General features: G+C 44.8%; 17 protein-coding genes and 2 pseudogenes. 9 read left to right on the forward strand and 10 right to left on the reverse strand.

The genetic code is table 11. The features are described 5' to 3' along the window. Nucleotides 1–251: 251 nt before the first annotated feature. On the reverse strand, nucleotides 252–848 hold the full coding sequence (locus tag dnm_RS27955; protein ID WP_207680161.1) for a transposase: 597 nt from the start codon (nucleotides 846–848) through the stop codon (nucleotides 252–254). Then, nucleotides 832–1152 (reverse strand): hypothetical protein, encoded by a 321-nt coding sequence (locus tag dnm_RS27960; protein ID WP_207680162.1) that lies wholly within the window; start codon nucleotides 1150–1152, stop codon nucleotides 832–834. Before dnm_RS27960 ends, dnm_RS27955 begins: the two co-directional genes overlap by 17 nt. A gap of 114 nt (nucleotides 1153–1266) precedes the next feature. Here dnm_RS27960 and dnm_RS31820 point away from each other — a divergent pair, with 114 nt between their 5' ends. Next, a complete protein-coding gene (locus dnm_RS31820) occupies nucleotides 1267–1482 on the forward strand; it encodes a hypothetical protein (RefSeq protein ID WP_246556124.1) in 216 nt (71 codons plus the stop codon). A gap of 334 nt (nucleotides 1483–1816) precedes the next feature. Here dnm_RS31820 and dnm_RS27970 read toward each other — a convergent pair whose 3' ends face one another. Beyond that, on the reverse strand, nucleotides 1817–2389 hold the full coding sequence (locus dnm_RS27970) for a UbiX family flavin prenyltransferase (protein ID WP_207680164.1): 573 nt from the start codon (nucleotides 2387–2389) through the stop codon (nucleotides 1817–1819). Next, nucleotides 2374–2943: a hypothetical protein gene (locus dnm_RS27975; protein ID WP_207680165.1), complete on the reverse strand. Its 570-nt coding sequence runs from the start codon at nucleotides 2941–2943 to the stop codon at nucleotides 2374–2376. Before dnm_RS27975 ends, dnm_RS27970 begins: the two co-directional genes overlap by 16 nt. A gap of 182 nt (nucleotides 2944–3125) precedes the next feature. Here dnm_RS27975 and dnm_RS27980 point away from each other — a divergent pair, with 182 nt between their 5' ends. Beyond that, nucleotides 3126–4442: a transposase gene (locus dnm_RS27980; RefSeq protein ID WP_207680166.1), complete on the forward strand. Its 1317-nt coding sequence runs from the start codon at nucleotides 3126–3128 to the stop codon at nucleotides 4440–4442. A 329-nt stretch (nucleotides 4443–4771) separates the two neighbouring features. On the opposite strand, the gene dnm_RS27985 is transcribed toward dnm_RS27980, so the two are convergent. The 6 genes and pseudogenes from dnm_RS27985 to dnm_RS31825 form a co-directional block, all read right to left on the reverse strand. Continuing rightward, nucleotides 4772–6013, reverse strand: a complete 1242-nt coding sequence (locus dnm_RS27985; protein ID WP_246555998.1) for an ISAzo13 family transposase — start codon at nucleotides 6011–6013, stop codon at nucleotides 4772–4774. A 175-nt stretch (nucleotides 6014–6188) separates the two neighbouring features. Then, nucleotides 6189–6575 (reverse strand): prenylated flavin chaperone LpdD, encoded by a 387-nt coding sequence (gene lpdD / locus dnm_RS27990; protein ID WP_207680167.1) that lies wholly within the window; start codon nucleotides 6573–6575, stop codon nucleotides 6189–6191. A 104-nt stretch (nucleotides 6576–6679) separates the two neighbouring features. Continuing rightward, complete coding sequence (locus tag dnm_RS27995) at nucleotides 6680–7288, reverse strand: HD domain-containing protein (protein ID WP_207680168.1); 609 nt, start codon at nucleotides 7286–7288, stop codon at nucleotides 6680–6682. Next, nucleotides 7289–7687: pseudogene (locus tag dnm_RS28000) on the reverse strand (Tm-1-like ATP-binding domain-containing protein); the annotation flags it as partial. It abuts the gene before it with no gap. After that, entirely contained in the window at nucleotides 7651–7908 is a 258-nt protein-coding gene (locus tag dnm_RS31740) for a Tm-1-like ATP-binding domain-containing protein (RefSeq protein ID WP_207683782.1), read from the reverse strand. The gene dnm_RS31740 and the pseudogene dnm_RS28000, both read right to left, overlap by 37 nt. A gap of 1 nt (nucleotide 7909) precedes the next feature. Continuing rightward, nucleotides 7910–9435: pseudogene (locus tag dnm_RS31825) on the reverse strand (ISKra4 family transposase). Between the two features lie 123 nt (nucleotides 9436–9558). Between dnm_RS31825 and dnm_RS28025 the strand changes: the two are divergent. The 7 genes from dnm_RS28025 (at nucleotide 9559) to dnm_RS28055 (ending at nucleotide 16971) form a co-directional block, all read left to right on the forward strand. After that, on the forward strand, nucleotides 9559–9699 hold the full coding sequence (locus tag dnm_RS28025; protein WP_207680172.1) for a hypothetical protein: 141 nt from the start codon (nucleotides 9559–9561) through the stop codon (nucleotides 9697–9699). A 136-nt stretch (nucleotides 9700–9835) separates the two neighbouring features. After that, nucleotides 9836–10204, forward strand: coding sequence for a helix-turn-helix domain-containing protein (locus tag dnm_RS28030; protein WP_207680173.1), 369 nt, complete (start codon nucleotides 9836–9838; stop codon nucleotides 10202–10204). A 5-nt stretch (nucleotides 10205–10209) separates the two neighbouring features. Beyond that, nucleotides 10210–10779: a transposase gene (locus dnm_RS28035; protein WP_207680174.1), complete on the forward strand. Its 570-nt coding sequence runs from the start codon at nucleotides 10210–10212 to the stop codon at nucleotides 10777–10779. A gap of 526 nt (nucleotides 10780–11305) precedes the next feature. After that, nucleotides 11306–14206, forward strand: a complete 2901-nt coding sequence (gene recQ / locus dnm_RS28040) for a DNA helicase RecQ (protein ID WP_207680175.1) — start codon at nucleotides 11306–11308, stop codon at nucleotides 14204–14206. Nucleotides 14207–14364: 158 nt separating this feature from the next. Beyond that, nucleotides 14365–14961 carry a DUF488 domain-containing protein gene (locus dnm_RS28045; protein ID WP_207680176.1) on the forward strand — a complete coding sequence of 199 codons (597 nt, stop codon included), beginning with the start codon at nucleotides 14365–14367 and terminating at the stop codon, nucleotides 14959–14961. Then, a complete protein-coding gene (locus dnm_RS28050; RefSeq protein WP_246556127.1) occupies nucleotides 14954–15400 on the forward strand; it encodes a DUF488 domain-containing protein in 447 nt (148 codons plus the stop codon). Before dnm_RS28045 ends, dnm_RS28050 begins: the two co-directional genes overlap by 8 nt. A gap of 50 nt (nucleotides 15401–15450) precedes the next feature. After that, nucleotides 15451–16971, forward strand: a complete 1521-nt coding sequence (locus dnm_RS28055; protein ID WP_207680177.1) for a methyl-accepting chemotaxis protein — start codon at nucleotides 15451–15453, stop codon at nucleotides 16969–16971. Nucleotides 16972–16979: the final 8 nt, after the last annotated feature.

The following is a 16979-nucleotide window of genomic DNA, read 5'->3' on the forward strand; positions in this document are numbered from 1 at the left end:
ACAATCATATGACGGAACAAAAATCACAACATTTTTATAAAAGAAATCTCTCTGAATATAGCTAATTTTCATCACCCCACCCCGTACCTTATTATGCCTTCGGTTCGGAGTTCGAAATCTGAGTTCTGAGGTGCTTTTTTATGATTTTTATGAAATTTCGGGAAAAACAATGCCGGAAATCCGGCTTTTCGGACAGACCTCTCCTTCCTTCGGAATACCGGAGTGAAAGCGGAATGTCCGTGACTGTGAAATCAGCCGGGTCCGAGCTTTGTCAGGCTCTCCTCACTGATTTCGTCCGCGAACCAAAGCAGGAGAAATTTTTTCAGATTGTATGCGGTCTGACAAAGCAGGGACCATATGCGGTGTCCCTTCAGCCCCCGGTAAAGACTCCTTCCGAAGCCCCGGAGATTTTTTGCAACTGCGATGAATCCTTCCGTCGCGGAGCGGGCGCTCAGGCAGAAGTCACGCTGGTCCGCGCACACGTCGGAACTGCGTCCCATGAACACATTCTCAGTTTGCGGGGGCAGATTCTCAATATTGCCCGGGTTGCGGTATCCGCCGTCCGTGACAACCGTGACGGGAAATCCTTGCATACGGTCTGTGAAAAGGTCATAAGTGTCGGCGAAAATTTTCTTATCACCGGGATTTCCGATAAAATTTTCGACTGTTATCATAAAACCGTCACGGTTGAAAGTCATCTGCGCTGTCGTGCCGAATTCGCAGTCAGGATGACTTTTTCCCTTTTTAATCGGACGCATATCCGGATCGCTGAGAGAGACTGTCCTGTCTTTTATATGTCTCTCTCCCGCGATTTTCTGTTCGTTCTGTTCGTTAAGCCGTGTCAGCAACGTCAGCAGTTCCCGGGCTTTTTCCTTTTTCGCTGTCCGGTGCGGAGAGGTCCGCGACCTTTTCTCCGAATACAGGGAGGGCACTGAGAAAAATCATTGCGAATCCGAAAAGATATTCCGCTGTTCCGCTTCTGTCCTTATTCATATTATATTCGCGGCGGAGTTCTTTCACCTCTTTCTCATCCCACCACGGAGGGATTCCGTGATGTTCGGCAAGCCGGCTCATTTTTCCGAAAGCGTCGCAGATCAGTCCGATATCCGTGGGATAGGCAATATTGCCCGGAAGCACCGTGGAATCAGCCATTATTGTATCTCCTTTTATAACACCGGCGAGACGGAGAATTTCGGATACCTCCGATCCGATAACGGCAATTCCCTCTTCTCCGAGCCGCTGCCGTATTCTGCAGAGAGTGCTGTCATGCATGAAAGTATGCAGATCACTGTCGGCAACATTTCAGAAATACTGCATATAACGGTTCTCCCTGACCTGACTGACAACCTGCCGGTCACTGAGCAGCCGGAGTCCGGCAATAATCAGGACAGCAACGACTGTCCGGAGCGACACACCGACGCGTCCCTTTGTATCATTATAAAAAGGGGGTCAGCCTCTCCGCTATTTTCTGTCACGGAATGATTTTTCTCAGGACAACGAGTTCGTTTGCCTGATCGGTTATATTATTGCTTACCCATTCCGGGGTGAAAGCTTCCTCAAAATTTTTTTCAATCATTTTTTTCCTCCTCCGTGTTACAATTTTGTCAGAACTCCGTCTCAGGCTCACAGAAGCCTTTCAGAACGATGAGTAAACTGTACCATATAAGAGTATGGAAATCAAAAGAAAATAGAAAATCAGCAGATACTACTTACCTTCTGAGGAGAGTGGTATCGGAAAAGCGGTAGTGACAGTAACCTGCATGGCGAGCCTTGTCTTGGCAGACGCTCTGCATCGGGTAACAGATATTATTTCCCACTACAACAATGATCCGTCCCATCGTCTGAAAAGATCATGTTCGATTCCCATGTAGTCAAATATCTTTCCGATGGTCTGATTGAGAATATCGTCAATGGTTTTTGGCTGGTGATAAAAGGAAGGAACCGGGGGCAGAATATGTGCGCCCATGTCCGCGGCCATTGTCATGAGCCGGAGATGTCCTTTGTGAAGCGGTGTTTCCCTCACCACCAAAACCAGTTTCCGCTTTTCTTTTAATGTCACATCAGAAGCCCTCACAAGGAGATTAGTGGTGTAGGAATTGGCAATTCCGGAAAGGGTCTTGATGGTACACGGAATAACCACCATGCCTTCGGTCAGGAAGGAGCCGCTCGCCAGAGCCGCCCCCACTTCTTTGTTATCATAAACAAAGTCCGCCATGGACTCAACTTGCTCCGCACTGTACTCTGTTTCAATCTCAATGTTTCTTTTTCCGGATTCAGATATGATGAGGTGCGATTCGATATCTGTCCTGTCTCTGAGCAGAGTGAGCATTTTTACGCCGTAAGTCACACCGCTTGCCCCTGCAATTCCGATAATTATTCGTCTTGCCATGATTTTTTTTCCTTTCTGTCTTGGACAGATTCGCAACGGCTCTGAGGCTGCCAATCGTCATAAGGGCGGTCAATAGATCTCATTATGTTTTCGTACCTACCACTTTGACGTAATTTTTTTATCTCGGATGTGAGGATATTGTCTGTTTCTCCTCCCTGTCCGCCTTTGGGTAAAACTATTTTTACTTCAAAAACCTGGTATAACTCTCTTCTGATATTTTTAAAATTGTGTTTCCTAATGAGCGGATCCGAGGCCGTATCTGCAAAAATAAAACCGTCTGTCCTGCCCATATTTACTTTTGTCAAACTGCTTTTAATTCTTGAGGAAGGATGAATCGGAAAGTCAAAATATTGTGTATGGGCCAGATCTGTTTCTATGTAATAATCCTTAAGCCTTTGTTTGTGAAGCACCTTGTTTTTATTTGAGTACAGAACAAAATTGACATGAAAAATCGTTTCCGCAGAATGGTCATAATCCAAGGAGTCTTCACTGACAGTAGGATTTTTTATCAGCGGAATATGAAAATCCGCCTTACCGATTTTGACATAATACAAGGACCTTTTGAAGGGAACCACTCTGATGTTTATAGTACAGCAACTTGTAAATTCGTCCCCCCCTTTTCAGGATATTTTACCGGATAAAATTCCTTTGCTTTTGCCAAAAATTCTGATATGTGGCGAACAGAATGTTCGTGTTGCATATGAAGATAATTAACAAATTCCCAAGGAGGTCTCAGATGTTCGTTGAAGGCGCGGCAGAAAACAGTTCTTCGGAAATACCCTGCGAAAGTGTGACGGAAAGCAGGGAAGATACGGAATTTCCCATGACGGAGAAACAGAGAGATATCCTTGAACAGATGACTCGTCGTACCGCATGTGAGAAACGGCTGTGGGAAAGAAGTGAGATTATTCTTCTGCATGCGGACGGGATGCCGAAGAAACAGATTGCGGAGGAGACGGAAACGGATATAAAAACAGTTCGCAAATGGTGTAAAAGATGGGAAGAATCTCAGCCGAATCTGAAGAATGCGGAAGAAGCGGGAGAAAAGGAAATCAGCCCCGCCGAGTATGAGAAAAAGGTTGCGGAAATTCTCGGCGATGCTCCGCGTCCGGGCGCTCCGCCCCGTTTCTCGCCGGAACAGGTCGTACACATCGTGGCCATCGCCTGCGAGGTCCTCGACGACTCCGACGGACCGGTCAGCGGCAGGACTTATAAGGATATTGCCCGGGAGGGGGTAAGCCGGGAGATTGTGGAAACGATATCGCCGGACAGCGTGGGACGGTTTCTGAGAGAGGCTCAGGTGAAACCGCATAAATCGAGGTACTGGCTGAATGCGAAGTATGATGATGAGGAGCAGTTCGGAGAAGAGGTCAGGGCCGTCTGCGACATATATCGGCAGGCGTCCGAACTTCACAAACAGGGGACACATGTTGTCTGCAACGATGAGAAGACGGGCATTCAGGCGCTGGAAAGGTGTCACGTCACGCACCCCGCCGAACCCGGAGGAAAACCGGAACGTGTCGAATACAACTATGAACGCCACGGCACGCTCTGTCTGATCGCCAACCTCGAAGTCGCCACCGGACGGATCATCGCACCGACGATCAGCCCGACAAGAACCGAGGATGACTATGCCCGGCATATCGGGCGGACGATTGACACAGATCCCGAGGCAAAGTGGATATTCATCACGGACAATCTCAACACACATCAGTCCGAATCCCTGGCGGAACTGGTCGCCCGGAGATGCTCCATCGGCACTTTTCTCGGAATAAAAGGAGAAAGCGGAATACTGAAATCGATGGAAACTCGCAAGGAATTTTTGTCCGATCCTTCGCATCGCATTCATTTTATATATACTCCGAAACATGCGTCCTGGCTGAACCAGGTTGAAATATGGTTCTCAGTTCTTTCCCGGCGTCTTATAAGACGGGGAAACTTTTCTTCCACGGAACATCTCCGACTTCGGATGAGAAAATTCATCGACTTTTTCAATGAGACCATGGCCAAGCCCTTCAAACGGACTTATACCGGCCGTCCCCTGGCAGCTTAAAATTCCTGTTCAGGGGGGGGACGAATTTACAAGTTGCTGTAATAGTATGTTCAGATACCTCATCTATCGCCTTAATCAGGTCTGTCAAAACACCTTTATTTTCACTTTCAGCATAAATTGGCATGTGGGCGATAGTTGCCCTCAGCATTTTTGCATATGCTGGTATTTTCCCGGCACTCAGAATTAATGTTACCAAGAATAAGAAGGCTGTTCTCTTGAAGAAAAACATATTCATTCCCCCCAGAGGCGAATAAAAAAATATTAGCTTGCTGAGTATTATATGTCAGGAGCAAATGTCTAAGGAATCGGTATTAAATAACTTTCCCATTTTAATTTATTGGAATTGCACGATAATTCCATTTGGGTAAAATTTTGTCGAATACAATTCGCATTTCTGATTTAAAAGTTTCAGCAACTTTTCGACCGGTTTCATAGACTTTATCAATAACATGGACAAAGACTTTTAAACCTTTTTTGGTATGTGTTTTGGCTATCAGATCAGTCACCACCTCCAAACTTGAAAAGATTACTCCCTGACACGCACGAGTAATATGAGGAAACAGGCGATGTTCGATCGGATTAAATTTGGAACAATAGGGCGGGTAATGAGCGATTCGGATTTCAATCCCGATTTCATCCGCCAGAATTTGTAAATCTTGTTTGAAAAGGTAATGTCGGGAACTGTTGCTGCCGCCACCATCGCACAATATCAAAACTGACGTGGCATTTGGATATATTCGGCAACCGTAACCATACCACCAATGACGGAAACTGTCACAGGCAAATTCACTGGTATCATGACTTGTTCCCACCTGAACATACCCGATATTGAGTCGCAGGTCATAAAAACAATGCGGAATTATGACACCTTCGGCAAAACTTGTAAAATCATGATCGAAAACTTGCAATTCCTCCAGCGTATATAGTCGGCCTTTCCTGTAAAAATTTCCAAGATATTCTTTTTTCTTGGTATCCATGCTGATAACGGGATTACCGGCCTTCCGGTATTCTGATCTGAGTTTCAAAATATTGTCAAACTGAGCGTCGCGATCTGGTACGTTTTTTTTCATAGGTTTGCGTTTCTGAGCTTTACGCAACCGATAGTCATGCTTTTTGAGCAATTGACGGACAATGTTACGACTCACTTTTACTCCGTATTTTTTTTCCAGAGCCTCCGCGATTTCCCACTCCCTCAGATTTGTCCATCGTACCTTTTCATCCATCGGATCTCCTGCTGTATGCTCACGCACCACATTCAAAAACTGCTCGTCTATTTCAGGGTGCTCAGTCAGATACTGTTTGCGTCCGCCACCTTTTTTACGTATTTCAGAAGATTCAGCAGGAGATTTTCCAATTTGTTTTGCTACGATGTGTCCGGGCAGGCCGCTTACTTCGATCGCTCCTTTGCGCACAGTCCGCCTGCTGCAACCCAAGACTTTGGCAATATAATTTTGTCCGCCATGTCCCAATTTCAAAGCTTCAATACCGGCATATCGCCGGCGGTCTTTTTCATTCAGACTCTCATAGTATCGCCGCATGATTTCTTCTACTTCTAAGGAATAGGGTTGCATAATAATCTCCTTTTGATAAAGTGATTTTGAAATACACTTTACAGGATTACGCAATTTTTTAACATATAAAAATCAAAATGGGCATATTATTTCATGCTCATTCCTAAGCTTTCATATTACGTTGCAGACGCGGGATATGACTGTTATTAACAAATTGTGTTTTATGGAAAAAAACTCATTTTTGTGACCCTGTTATGATCTTCTCCAAAATCATATCCAAAAGAGACCTGCTGTTTTGAACCACAGTCTGAATCCCCTCTTTGGTGAGATTGTCCCAGTGAATGCCCGCGGTTACAACAACCTGAGTATTCAGTTTTGCAGCCAAAACTTCCGAGATGCTCTTCGCCAATGCATCTTCCTTGTGTCCCAGCAGACAGATGACAGAAGCCGTGGCGCTGGTTACTTCGGGATCTCTGAGGCTCGGTCTCGGCTGTGCCACAGACACCGCACCGATGTGCGGCTTTTCTCCGCCTGATATGGCTACCAACACATCCTGCCCGATAAACCTGACATATGCCTCTATGTCATAGGCCCCTTTGTTTGTCTTAACTGTAAAATCCATTGGTATCCTTTGGGTGTTGGGGTGTTAGGTGTTAAAGTGTTAGGTGTTAAGAAAGAATATGTAAAATTTTTTCCTGACACCTAACATCTTACACTTAAACACAATCAAACACAATTAAACAAACCGGAATTTTTGGCTAATGCTTTAGAAGAAGTTATGCCTGTCCGGGTTTTAAACCAGCTTTTAAGTCCTTCTCGCAGATAGGCTATCCAGTGCTGACCATCTTCTCCTTTCAGATAATCCGGTCCGAAAATATCCTCAAACCGTCTGAGGCTTTCCAAACCATAACGGTCCAGTCTGTCCGCTTCCATTACCAGAGTTGCTGAAGGATTTTCCATGGCAAAAATTTTTTCCGGTATATCATGGACCGAGATGATTGAAACAATGACACAACGTTTTACAGGATTATATCCGATATCTTGTAAAATCTTATTCGCCAGTTCAGCTCCCCGCTCCATATGCAGATATTTGCTTCTGGTATGATTTGCAAGGGCAGGCGGGGCGTTCGTAAAATCCTGAAATTTGATCTGGCTCCATCCGATATCATGCAGATAAAGTGCCGGAATTATGATATCTGCTTCTCCTTCCTCATGTTGCAACAAATATCTGCCATAGTCAAGGGTCCGGGTCACATGCTCCCAATCTCCCTTACGTCCTTTTCTGAGCAAGGGTTTTGCAATCTCTTCCAGCCGCTTTTCAATGGATTTATTCAATTAAAAAATCTCCATTGACGCCTCAGTAATTGCATTGGTAAATTTGGCATCCTCCATGTTGGCATCAACTTCAAGAATTTCAATGCCCGGGTTCAATGTTTCACGAAGTGCCCGGGTGAAGACCTGATCTTCTTCAGGATCATAAGTCGGATTCCCCGGACAATCCGCTCCTGACCATCCTTGAAGCGGTATCAGAACCTTTACCGGCCCCCGGGCCTGATTCAGTTTTTTTGAAAACGCTTCTGCAACTGTTTTTAATTCATCAGGCGAGAGGCGGACCCATGTCCGAAATTTATCCAGTTTGTATTGTCGCCGCTTATGGTATTCTGGTTTGTATTTGGATTTGGCCGGGGTCATGTGGTTCACACTGCATGTGGATATAATCTGGGGAATACCGGCCCTTCCGGCATTGCCTCAAAGCTACTCCCGCCGACTGATGCTACACGATCCGGAGAGATATCTGTCCGGAATGAGGCTGCTGTCCCTTTTCGCATGGAGATATCCATCAGCAGGGGAGTCAGTCCGAGGTTTTGTATCCTGTCTTTTAAGTATAATGTCTCCTTCCCCTTGGTGTCCAGGGTGGAAATGATCAGAGTGTAACCTAAATGCGTTTTAGTAATATCAGGACGCTTTCCTTAATATTTGCTGATGATTAACGTGATTCCCCAATTCATCATAATCATCAGTTATTCCCAGGGCACTTAAAGCATCATGATAATAAAAACTTCTTTCCAATTCCATGTGAAACTGCCAGTACGCATCCCAGTCGCTGCCGGTATAAACAGAACGTAAAAGCAGTATGGCTTCCGCTCCGTCTGCTGACCAGCGCCGCCCGGTGCCTTCCGTCCGATCTTTGCAGTATGGCCGCATGTTGATTCAACCACGCCTGACCCGATGGGATAACCTTTTTTTCAAATAGTCATCATAATGCATCCATTCCTGATGATTTTTAAAATACCTTATTGCCGTTTTTACGGATTCGGTCCGAGCCGCGCTGAGAGTCCCCTCTCCCATCATGTGTTCCAGCCCTCCGATAACCCATTGGACACGACCTTTCAGGATGAGAAGCAGATTATCATAAACCCATTTCCTTCCTTCAGGTGTCCTTTCTCCGAAAACAGCATTGGCGACTTTCCAGAGATACTCAGTAACATGAATAATATCCGGAATACCTGTATGTTCAACCCCGTTAAGTATCTCTGCAATCAGAGTCCGTAATGACAATGCCCCGTCCATAACAACGACCAGGGGATTTTTGTTTTCAGGATCACGCTGCCGGGCGCAGTTCACAATCTCTGTCATCACCTCGCTTCTCGGACGCTCCAGGCCTGCCATTCGTCTGATATTTTCCGCACGGACCTCGGATTTTTTGTTATCTTTTTCCTGCTTTTCAGAGTATACCAGATTTCCGGCAACTTCCTCCGGATTTCTTTCTTTGGGCGCAATTCCATAACTGACACCCACCATTGCCTCTTTTTTTTTGGCGTTTTTCGCCTTTGCCAAGGCGGTATCTTATTTTGGCAGCCTCGCTTTTGATAACTGACACGCCGATACCGTCTACCGTCAGACCCTATGACATTAATTGAACCTTCGTCGTTTTTTTCAGGAGGTTCCTTCTGACCATAATACTGATCATAATTCATGTATGTCTCCCGGCTTACGGATTCAAACCGGTTTGAATATACTTTGATGCCCATAAGCTTTTCCAGAGAAACAGATGATTCTTCAAAGGTGTTTCGGATACATAAAATATCCATCCATTCCTGAAGGAGATATGAATAACAGTTGCGGGGCAAGTTGGCACGGGCATCCAAAGGCATGACACCAGGTCTGCCCTCACAGCGGTAACAGGTACGGGGAACTTTGAATTTGTCGAATACTGAAAAATAGTCCTTACCCCGAAGACCACTTTCACGTTTTAAAACATCCCCGTCCTCCGATGTCAGTTCCGGCCCCTCATCCCCTGTGCCTTTCGCAGCAAAATAGCACTGCATGGCTGTCAGGCCGATTTTCATAACATATGAAAAAACGGACTGCTCCATTTCATATGCTTCAAGTTCCGATGCATGTTCCTTAACAAATTCAAAAAGTTCGCTGACCTGCAAATTACCATTTACTATACTTTCTTCCATTGAAAATGCCTGCATGATTCCCCCTTTCTGTTTCCTGTATAATATTATGCAATAAAGAGGGACAGATAGCAAGCATCTTATTTTAACTATTCAATATTAATATTATTGTTACTTACAACACATTTAGGTTACACTCAAATGATTGAAAAAAATTTTGAGGAAGCTTTCACCCCGGAATGGGTAAGCAATAATATAACCGATCAGGCAAACGAACTCGTTGTCCTGAAGAAAATCATTCCGAGGCAGAAAATAGCGGAGAGGCTGACCCCCTTTTTATAATGATAAGTATCTGACCAAAAGTTTTTTATATTTATTTAAATATTTGATCAATAATTTATTGACAATAAAAAAATATGACATATAGTTTATGGCAGACATGAAAATAATCCGAAATTTGCCGAAAGGAGTCTGCGTTATGAAAAAAGTCCTCGATCTGACGGAACCCGAACTGACCACCCTGCAGTCCGCACAGAAGAATCACCCGTGTGCCAGGGTGCGCGACAGGGCGCGTGTCATAATTCTCAGCAACAAAGGTCGGCAGGTGAAAAAAATAGCGGATATCTGTGAGATGACCTGCCAGACGGTTTACACCGTCATAAGCAGGTGGGAGGAAAACGGTCTCGGAGGACTGTATGGCTGTCCGCGTTCCGGCCGCCCCTGTGTTCTGACCCCGGAGGATGAGGATCACATTCATCAGATGGTTGAGGAGGAACCCCGTTCGGTGAACAAAATCATCGCCGTCCTCGAAGATGACCGGGTAAGAAAGTCAGCAGATCCGCGGTGAGACGTGTGATTAAAAAGAAACGGACCTGGAAACGGATCCGCAAATCTCTCAGAGGAAAACGGGACGATGAGAAATTTGAGAAGGCACAGGAAAAAATCGCCGACCTGGAGAAACGTCAGGAGAACGGAGAAATCGATGTCCGCTATTTTGACGAATCCGATTTCTGTCCGACCCCCTGTGTGCCTTACGCCTGGCAGCCGAAGGGCGAATATATCGAAGTCCCCTTCACACCTTTTATATTCGAAGGCGGAGGAACGGACGCTGATCTCGTGATCGCATGCTTCGACAGCTTCAGCGAGTCGATTTCGCAAAAAACCTTTGTAATCATGGATAATTCGTCCGTTCATAAGAGCAAAAAATTCCTGTCATGTCTGCCTGAGTGGCATAAAAAAGGGCTGAATATAAAATTCTTACCCACATATTCTCCCGAACTGAATCTTATCGAAATACTGTGGCGTAAAATCAAATACGAGTGGCTGCCTTTCTCCGCGTATATTTCATTCTCCAAACTGGAAGAACATCTTGATAATATTTTATTGAATCTGGGTTCTCAGTATACTGTCGAGTTCTCATAATAGTTAAAAAATTTTTGATTAAATATTTATAAAAAACTTTTGGTCAGGTACTTAGAAGAGGCTGTTAACGCCCCTGCAGGGGTTTTAGTAGCGGCCGCTCCTAAGGAGCTTGGCAGTTTCTGTCTGATTCGTTATAATCCGGAAAAAATTTGGCTCACTGACTGCCTGAATACTGTTTTTACCCCATTGACAAGCCTGCTGTTCTTCTATAGAAAATTATAAGCTGTCTGTTCTGTCATTGTACAGGCTTTGTGAATCTTACCTCAGTTACAGCCTCAGTCCGAACCCTGTGATTGTTTTTATCGTCTGATTTAAATTTTAATTATTTACAATGCTTTTTTTTTTATGATAAAGAATCATATTTGGTCAGATCAGTTAAAATCAGGGTTCTTTAATCACAATTTTCAGGCCAGTGTTCCAAAACCGGGCATGATCCGATATTTATCATATTGATTCAATATGTTAAAAAAATAAGTCCAGTTTTGAAACACTGCCAGTTTTCAAATCAGATGATAAGGTGGCGGGGATGGAACCATTACAACAAATTTCTCCCAAATCTGTATTAAGAGACTATTTCGGCTATACCCGTTTCCGTGAACATCAGGAAGAAATTATCCAGGACCTGATAGCAGGAAAAGACGCTTTTGCCCTCATGCCCACTGGCAGCGGGAAATCCCTCTGCTACCAGATTCCGGCAATGATCCGCCCCGGGGTGGGCATTGTGGTTTCCCCTCTGATTGCGCTAATGCAGGATCAGGTGGACGCGCTGAGGCAAAACGGCGTCCGGGCAGATTTCCTGAATTCCAGCCTGACCATGGAAGGTGCCAGGGAAGTCAGTCAGCGGGTGATTTCCGGACAAACCGATCTTTTGTATGTGGCTCCGGAACGGCTTATGACCACTGGTTTCCAACGCCTGCTGACCCAGACCCGTGTGGCCCTGTTTGCCATTGACGAAGCCCACTGTGTTTCTCAGTGGGGACATGATTTCCGACCTGAATATTTGCAGATTTCCATTCTTCTGGAACAATTCCCTAATATACCGAGAGTTGCTCTGACAGCAACAGCAGATGCTGTGACCCGCAAGGAAATTTTAGAAAAGCTGAGTTTAAAAAACGCGGGGCAGTTCATTTCAAGTTTTGACCGCCCCAATATCTGTTACAGCGTGGAACTGAAACAAAGCGGAAGAAAACAGTTAGCGGATTTTCTTCAGGCCGGACACTCCGGGGACGCGGGAATTATCTATTGCCGAAGTCGCAATAAAGTCGAATCAACCGCTGAATGGCTTTCCGGACGGGGATACACAGCGCTTCCGTATCATGCAGGAATGGATCAGGCCTCAAGATTACATCATCAGCGCCGGTTTCTTCAGGAAGACGGCGTGATTATCGTTGCCACCATCGCCTTTGGCATGGGGATTGACAAGCCGGATGTCCGTTTTGTGGCGCATCTGGATATGCCAAAGAATATGGAGACGTATTACCAGGAAACGGGCAGAGCCGGACGTGACGGACTGCCTGCAAATGCCTGGATGGTTTACAGCCTCGGAGATGTGGTCGCGTTGCGCCAGATGCTGGATAAGTCCGCAGGCAATACGCAGTTTATAAGAACCCAGCAACGAAAAACAGAGGCCATGTTGGGATTTTGTGAAACCACCCAGTGTCGGCGTCAGGTGCTTTTAAGTTATTTCGGGGAAACTCTTCCCGAGCCTTGCGGAAATTGTGATACCTGCCAGGGAAAGGTTGAGACCTGGGACGGAACTGTTGCCGCGCAAAAAGCCCTTTCCTGTGTGTATCGGACCGGCCAGCGTTTCGGGGCGGAATATCTGAGTGATGTGCTTACAGGAAAAGATAACGAAAGAATCCGTCGTTTCAGACATGACAAAGTCTCGACCTTTGGCATTGGCTCGGAACTTTCTAAAAAAGAATGGAAATCCGTATTTCGCCAACTGATTGCCGCGGGGCTGCTTTGTTCGGACATGGAAACCAAGGGCGGATTCTATCTGCCTCCTCAGAGCCGCCCGGTTCTGAGAGGAGAACAGCGTGTCCTGTTTCGCAAAGACCCGGTTCCGTCAAAAAAAGAACGGGGATTCCGATCCCCTGGTGAACGAAAAGAAGAATTCAATGATCCCGCGTCCATGCTCCTTTGGGAAGGATTACGGGATGTGCGCCTGGAGATTGCGAAACAAAAGGATGTCCCGCCTTATGTCATCTTTCATGACACCACTCTGAGAGAACTGGTGCTATATCTTCCCCGGTCTTTGGAAGAAATGAGGAGAATTTACGGAATTGGCAGAAAAAAACTTGAACTTTACGGAGAGGCGTTTCTGGAGGTTATTCAGCAGCATGTTCAGGAATACGGCGTTCCGGATGAACTTCCTGAAAGACTGAAAAAACGGGAGCAGGTCCAAACCGCGCCGCTGACAACCAATTCTTTTTCTTCCACTGTGATGGAGACGCTGGCACTCTTTAAAAAAGGGATGACACCGGAGCAAATTGCCGAGCATCGGGAATTAAAAACAGACACCATTTACACCCATTTCTCAAAAGCCATTGAGGAAAATGATCTCTCTGTTGATGAGATCATATCTCTGACACAGGAAGAAGTTTTTGAAATTGAAAAGGCTTTTCATGCCTTGCCATCGGATCAGAAAGAGGCCTTAAAACCGATTTTTGATCAGTTTCAGGGAAGGTATGACTATGGAATATTACGCTGTATTCGTGCGGGGCTGTTTGAGAACCAGGATAAAAAACAGAACCGTTTTGACAAACAAATGGTATGTCTGGCTGTATCCCGTAAATATTCAAGGTATTGTATCGCGGGAAAAGTACTTTCCTCCGCTGTTGGCGAATGGATCAGACCTGTAAGCACCCGGGAAAACCGGGAACTTTCGATAAATGATATCCTTCTTCCCAATAAAAAAATCCCAAAGCTCCTGGATATTATAACGCTCTCACTCATAAAACCTGCCCCGTATTCCTATCAGACAGAAAACCATATCATAGATGAAAACCGATCCTGGATAAAAACCGGAGAATTCTCCCTGTCAGATATCCCCAAGCTGTGTGACTGCCCTGAATCCCTGTGGACAGACGGATTTCACAGCTACAATGGTTTTAATGACAGAATTCCCCAGGAAATGGCCGATGAAAAACTGTCATCCTCTCTGTTGTTTATAAAACCGGAGAATGTGTGTATCACCGTGGGCCAGGAATCCTATGATAAAAAGGTACGCGCAAAATTCGATTTTAATGATAAACGCTATTGTCTGGTCATAACTGATCCTGTCATGGAAAGCAAATATCTTAAAAAAAATGAGGGGCAATATCCTGTCAATACAAATCATCTCTATTTTTGTGTGAGCGTCGGCGAACCTTATAACGGCTATTGCTATAAGCTTGTGGCAGGAATATTGGGATTTGATAATTGATAATTGATAATTGATAATTGATAGTCAGATGGAAAATTCACACACATTCTTGTTCCCACGCGAAGCGTGGAAACGAGATCGCTAAAGATCTTTTCCATTTGCTGACACTTGATAATTCTCAATTCTCAATTCTCAATTGTTTATGAGGTTAAATATAAATGAATAAGATATACACCATTGGTCACTCAACGCACGCTTCAGACGCGTTTGTCAGATTGCTGTCAATCCACTGTATCACAGCTGTTTGCGATGTTCGTTCAAGCCCTTATAGCAAATTCAATCCCCAGTTTAATCGCGAGACAATCCGGCGAGAACTGAAACGACATGGGATTTCATATGTTTTTCTCGGAAAGGAATTAGGACCGAGAAGTGATGACCCCGCGTGTTATGAGAACGGTAAAGTGCAATACAGCAAGCTTGCAGAAACAGATATCTTCAGCAAAGGCATTGACAGATTAAAGAACGGAATGAAATCATATCATATTGCGCTGATGTGTTCGGAGAAGGATCCGATCACATGCCACAGAATGATTTTAATATGCCGCCATCTTCGCTCTCACGATATTGAAATTCAACATATTCTGGAAGATGGCAGACTTGAGAATAATCGTGATTCGGAGAAACGGCTGATGGAAATGCTCAAGATTCCCCCGGCGGACTTATTTGACAGTGAGGAAGACCTTATTCAGCGCGCCTACGATAAACAAAGTGAAAGAATAGCATACATCATAAAGGAAACAGAACCACATGAGTAAGATAAAACTATTTACCATAGGCTTTACAAAAAAATCCGCGGAAAAATTTTTTACAACATTAAACCAGGCCGGTGTAAAGCGCGTCGTTGATGTGCGTCTTAACAATGTTTCTCAGCTGGCAGCATTTGCAAAACGAGATGATTTGTGTTATTTCCTGAAAACAATATGTAATATAGATTACATACACATACCAAAACTTGCGCCAAACAAGGACATTTTAGATGAATATAAAAAAAATAAGGGGGACTGGTCCGTGTATGAAAAGCAGTTTCTGAGTCTGATGTCAGAGCGGAAGATTGAAAAAAATATGTCTGGTAACCTGAAGCACGGGGATTGTTTGTTATGCAGCGAACATGATCCGCTTCAGTGTCATCGTCGGCTGGTGGCGGAATATCTGAACGAGAAATGGAGAAATATTGAAATAATGCACCTTATGTGAAGTGAGAAGTGAAAATTTTTCACTTCACAGTTTGGAAGGAGAAAAAAATTTTGAACATAAAATCAATCTATAAGAGCCTGCTACGCAAGAGCATTCGCTTAAAAATAAGCGCAATTCTCATTGTACAGACAACCATTATCATGGCGTGTTTTGTTATTTTCAACTACTTCACGACTAAATCAAATATGGATAATGAATTAAAATACTTGGCTGATATTACCGTGGAGCGGCTGGCAAAAAATCTTGCTGTTTCTCTTTGGGATGTGGATAAGCATCTTGCTGAAGAAACAATATTGTCCGAAATGATGGAAAAACGGATTTATGCGATTATTGTAAAAAGGGAAGATGGGAAGACCGTATTTATCGGTAAAGAGAGAGACGACAAATGGGCCATTACGGAGTCGGACAGCAAAGAGGGGATAAGTATTGCCAAAATCAGAAAGCATAAGGTCAATATGCAGATGAGCAGGGATATCATGAAAGACTATGAAGGGTTAGGCGTTGTCGAGATTTATATCTCCTCGAAATTCATGCTGGAGGAGCTGTTTAATTCTGTCGTATATCTGGCCATTACAGCTTTTATTATAAATATCGCCTTAGTGTTCACCCTGTTTGACAGTATAAAGCGATTTGTTATTCGACCCATTAATCACGTTGTTAATGGCCTGAATCAGAGTGCTTATCAGTTGGCCGCCACGGCCGAGGAAGTCGCTTCAACCAGCCAGTCTTTGTCCGAAAATGCGGCAGAACAGGCAGCGTCCGTGGAGGAATCCTCCGCATCATTGGAAGAAATGAGCGCGATGAGTCGGGAAACTTCGGAACTGACCCTGGGGGCGGAGGACCTGATGAATAAAAATATAGAAAATTCTGCTCAGTCTCTGAAATCGCTGATTGAACTCACGCAGCAGATGAGTCAGATTGAGGCGGACAGCGGGCAGATGAGTCAGATTATAAAAACCATTGATGAGATCGCTTTTCAGACCAATTTGCTGGCGCTGAATGCTGCCATAGAAGCGGCCAGGGCCGGTGAGACCGGAGCCGGATTTGCAGTTGTGGCTGAGGAAGTAAGGAATTTGGCCCTGAGATCAACAGAAGCGGCAAAAAATACTCAGCTGTTGCTGAACACCACGGTGCAAAGGGTGACTCAGGCCGCACGTTCAATAAAGGATATTAATAATGATTTTGAAAAGATCATTGAGTCCGCCACAGTGATGGGTGAGAAAACAGCCTCAATCACCCAGGCAAGCAAGGAGCAATCCAAAGGAATTGATCAGCTCAACCTGACAGGAAATGAAATAGACAAATTAACCCAGCATATTGCTGCCAGTTCCGAGGAATCTGCCGCAGCGTCCCAGGAACTTTCAGCCCAGGCGGAACAAATGAGAAGTTTCGCGGACAAACTTACAGCCATGACCGGGGGCGGCGTGCATGATAAAGCTGTTTCCCGGACACAAGACAGGCAGACCGTGAAAACACATAACGAGGTGACTCCGTATAATAACTTTGAACCAATAAAAATAAAGCCAAAATCACTTATTCCTTTGGACAATGATGATTTCGAGGATTTTTAGATGGTTCG

It is taken from the genome of Desulfonema magnum (assembly GCF_017377395.1).
GTDB lineage: Bacteria > Desulfobacterota > Desulfobacteria > Desulfobacterales > 4be13 > Desulfonema_C > Desulfonema_C magnum.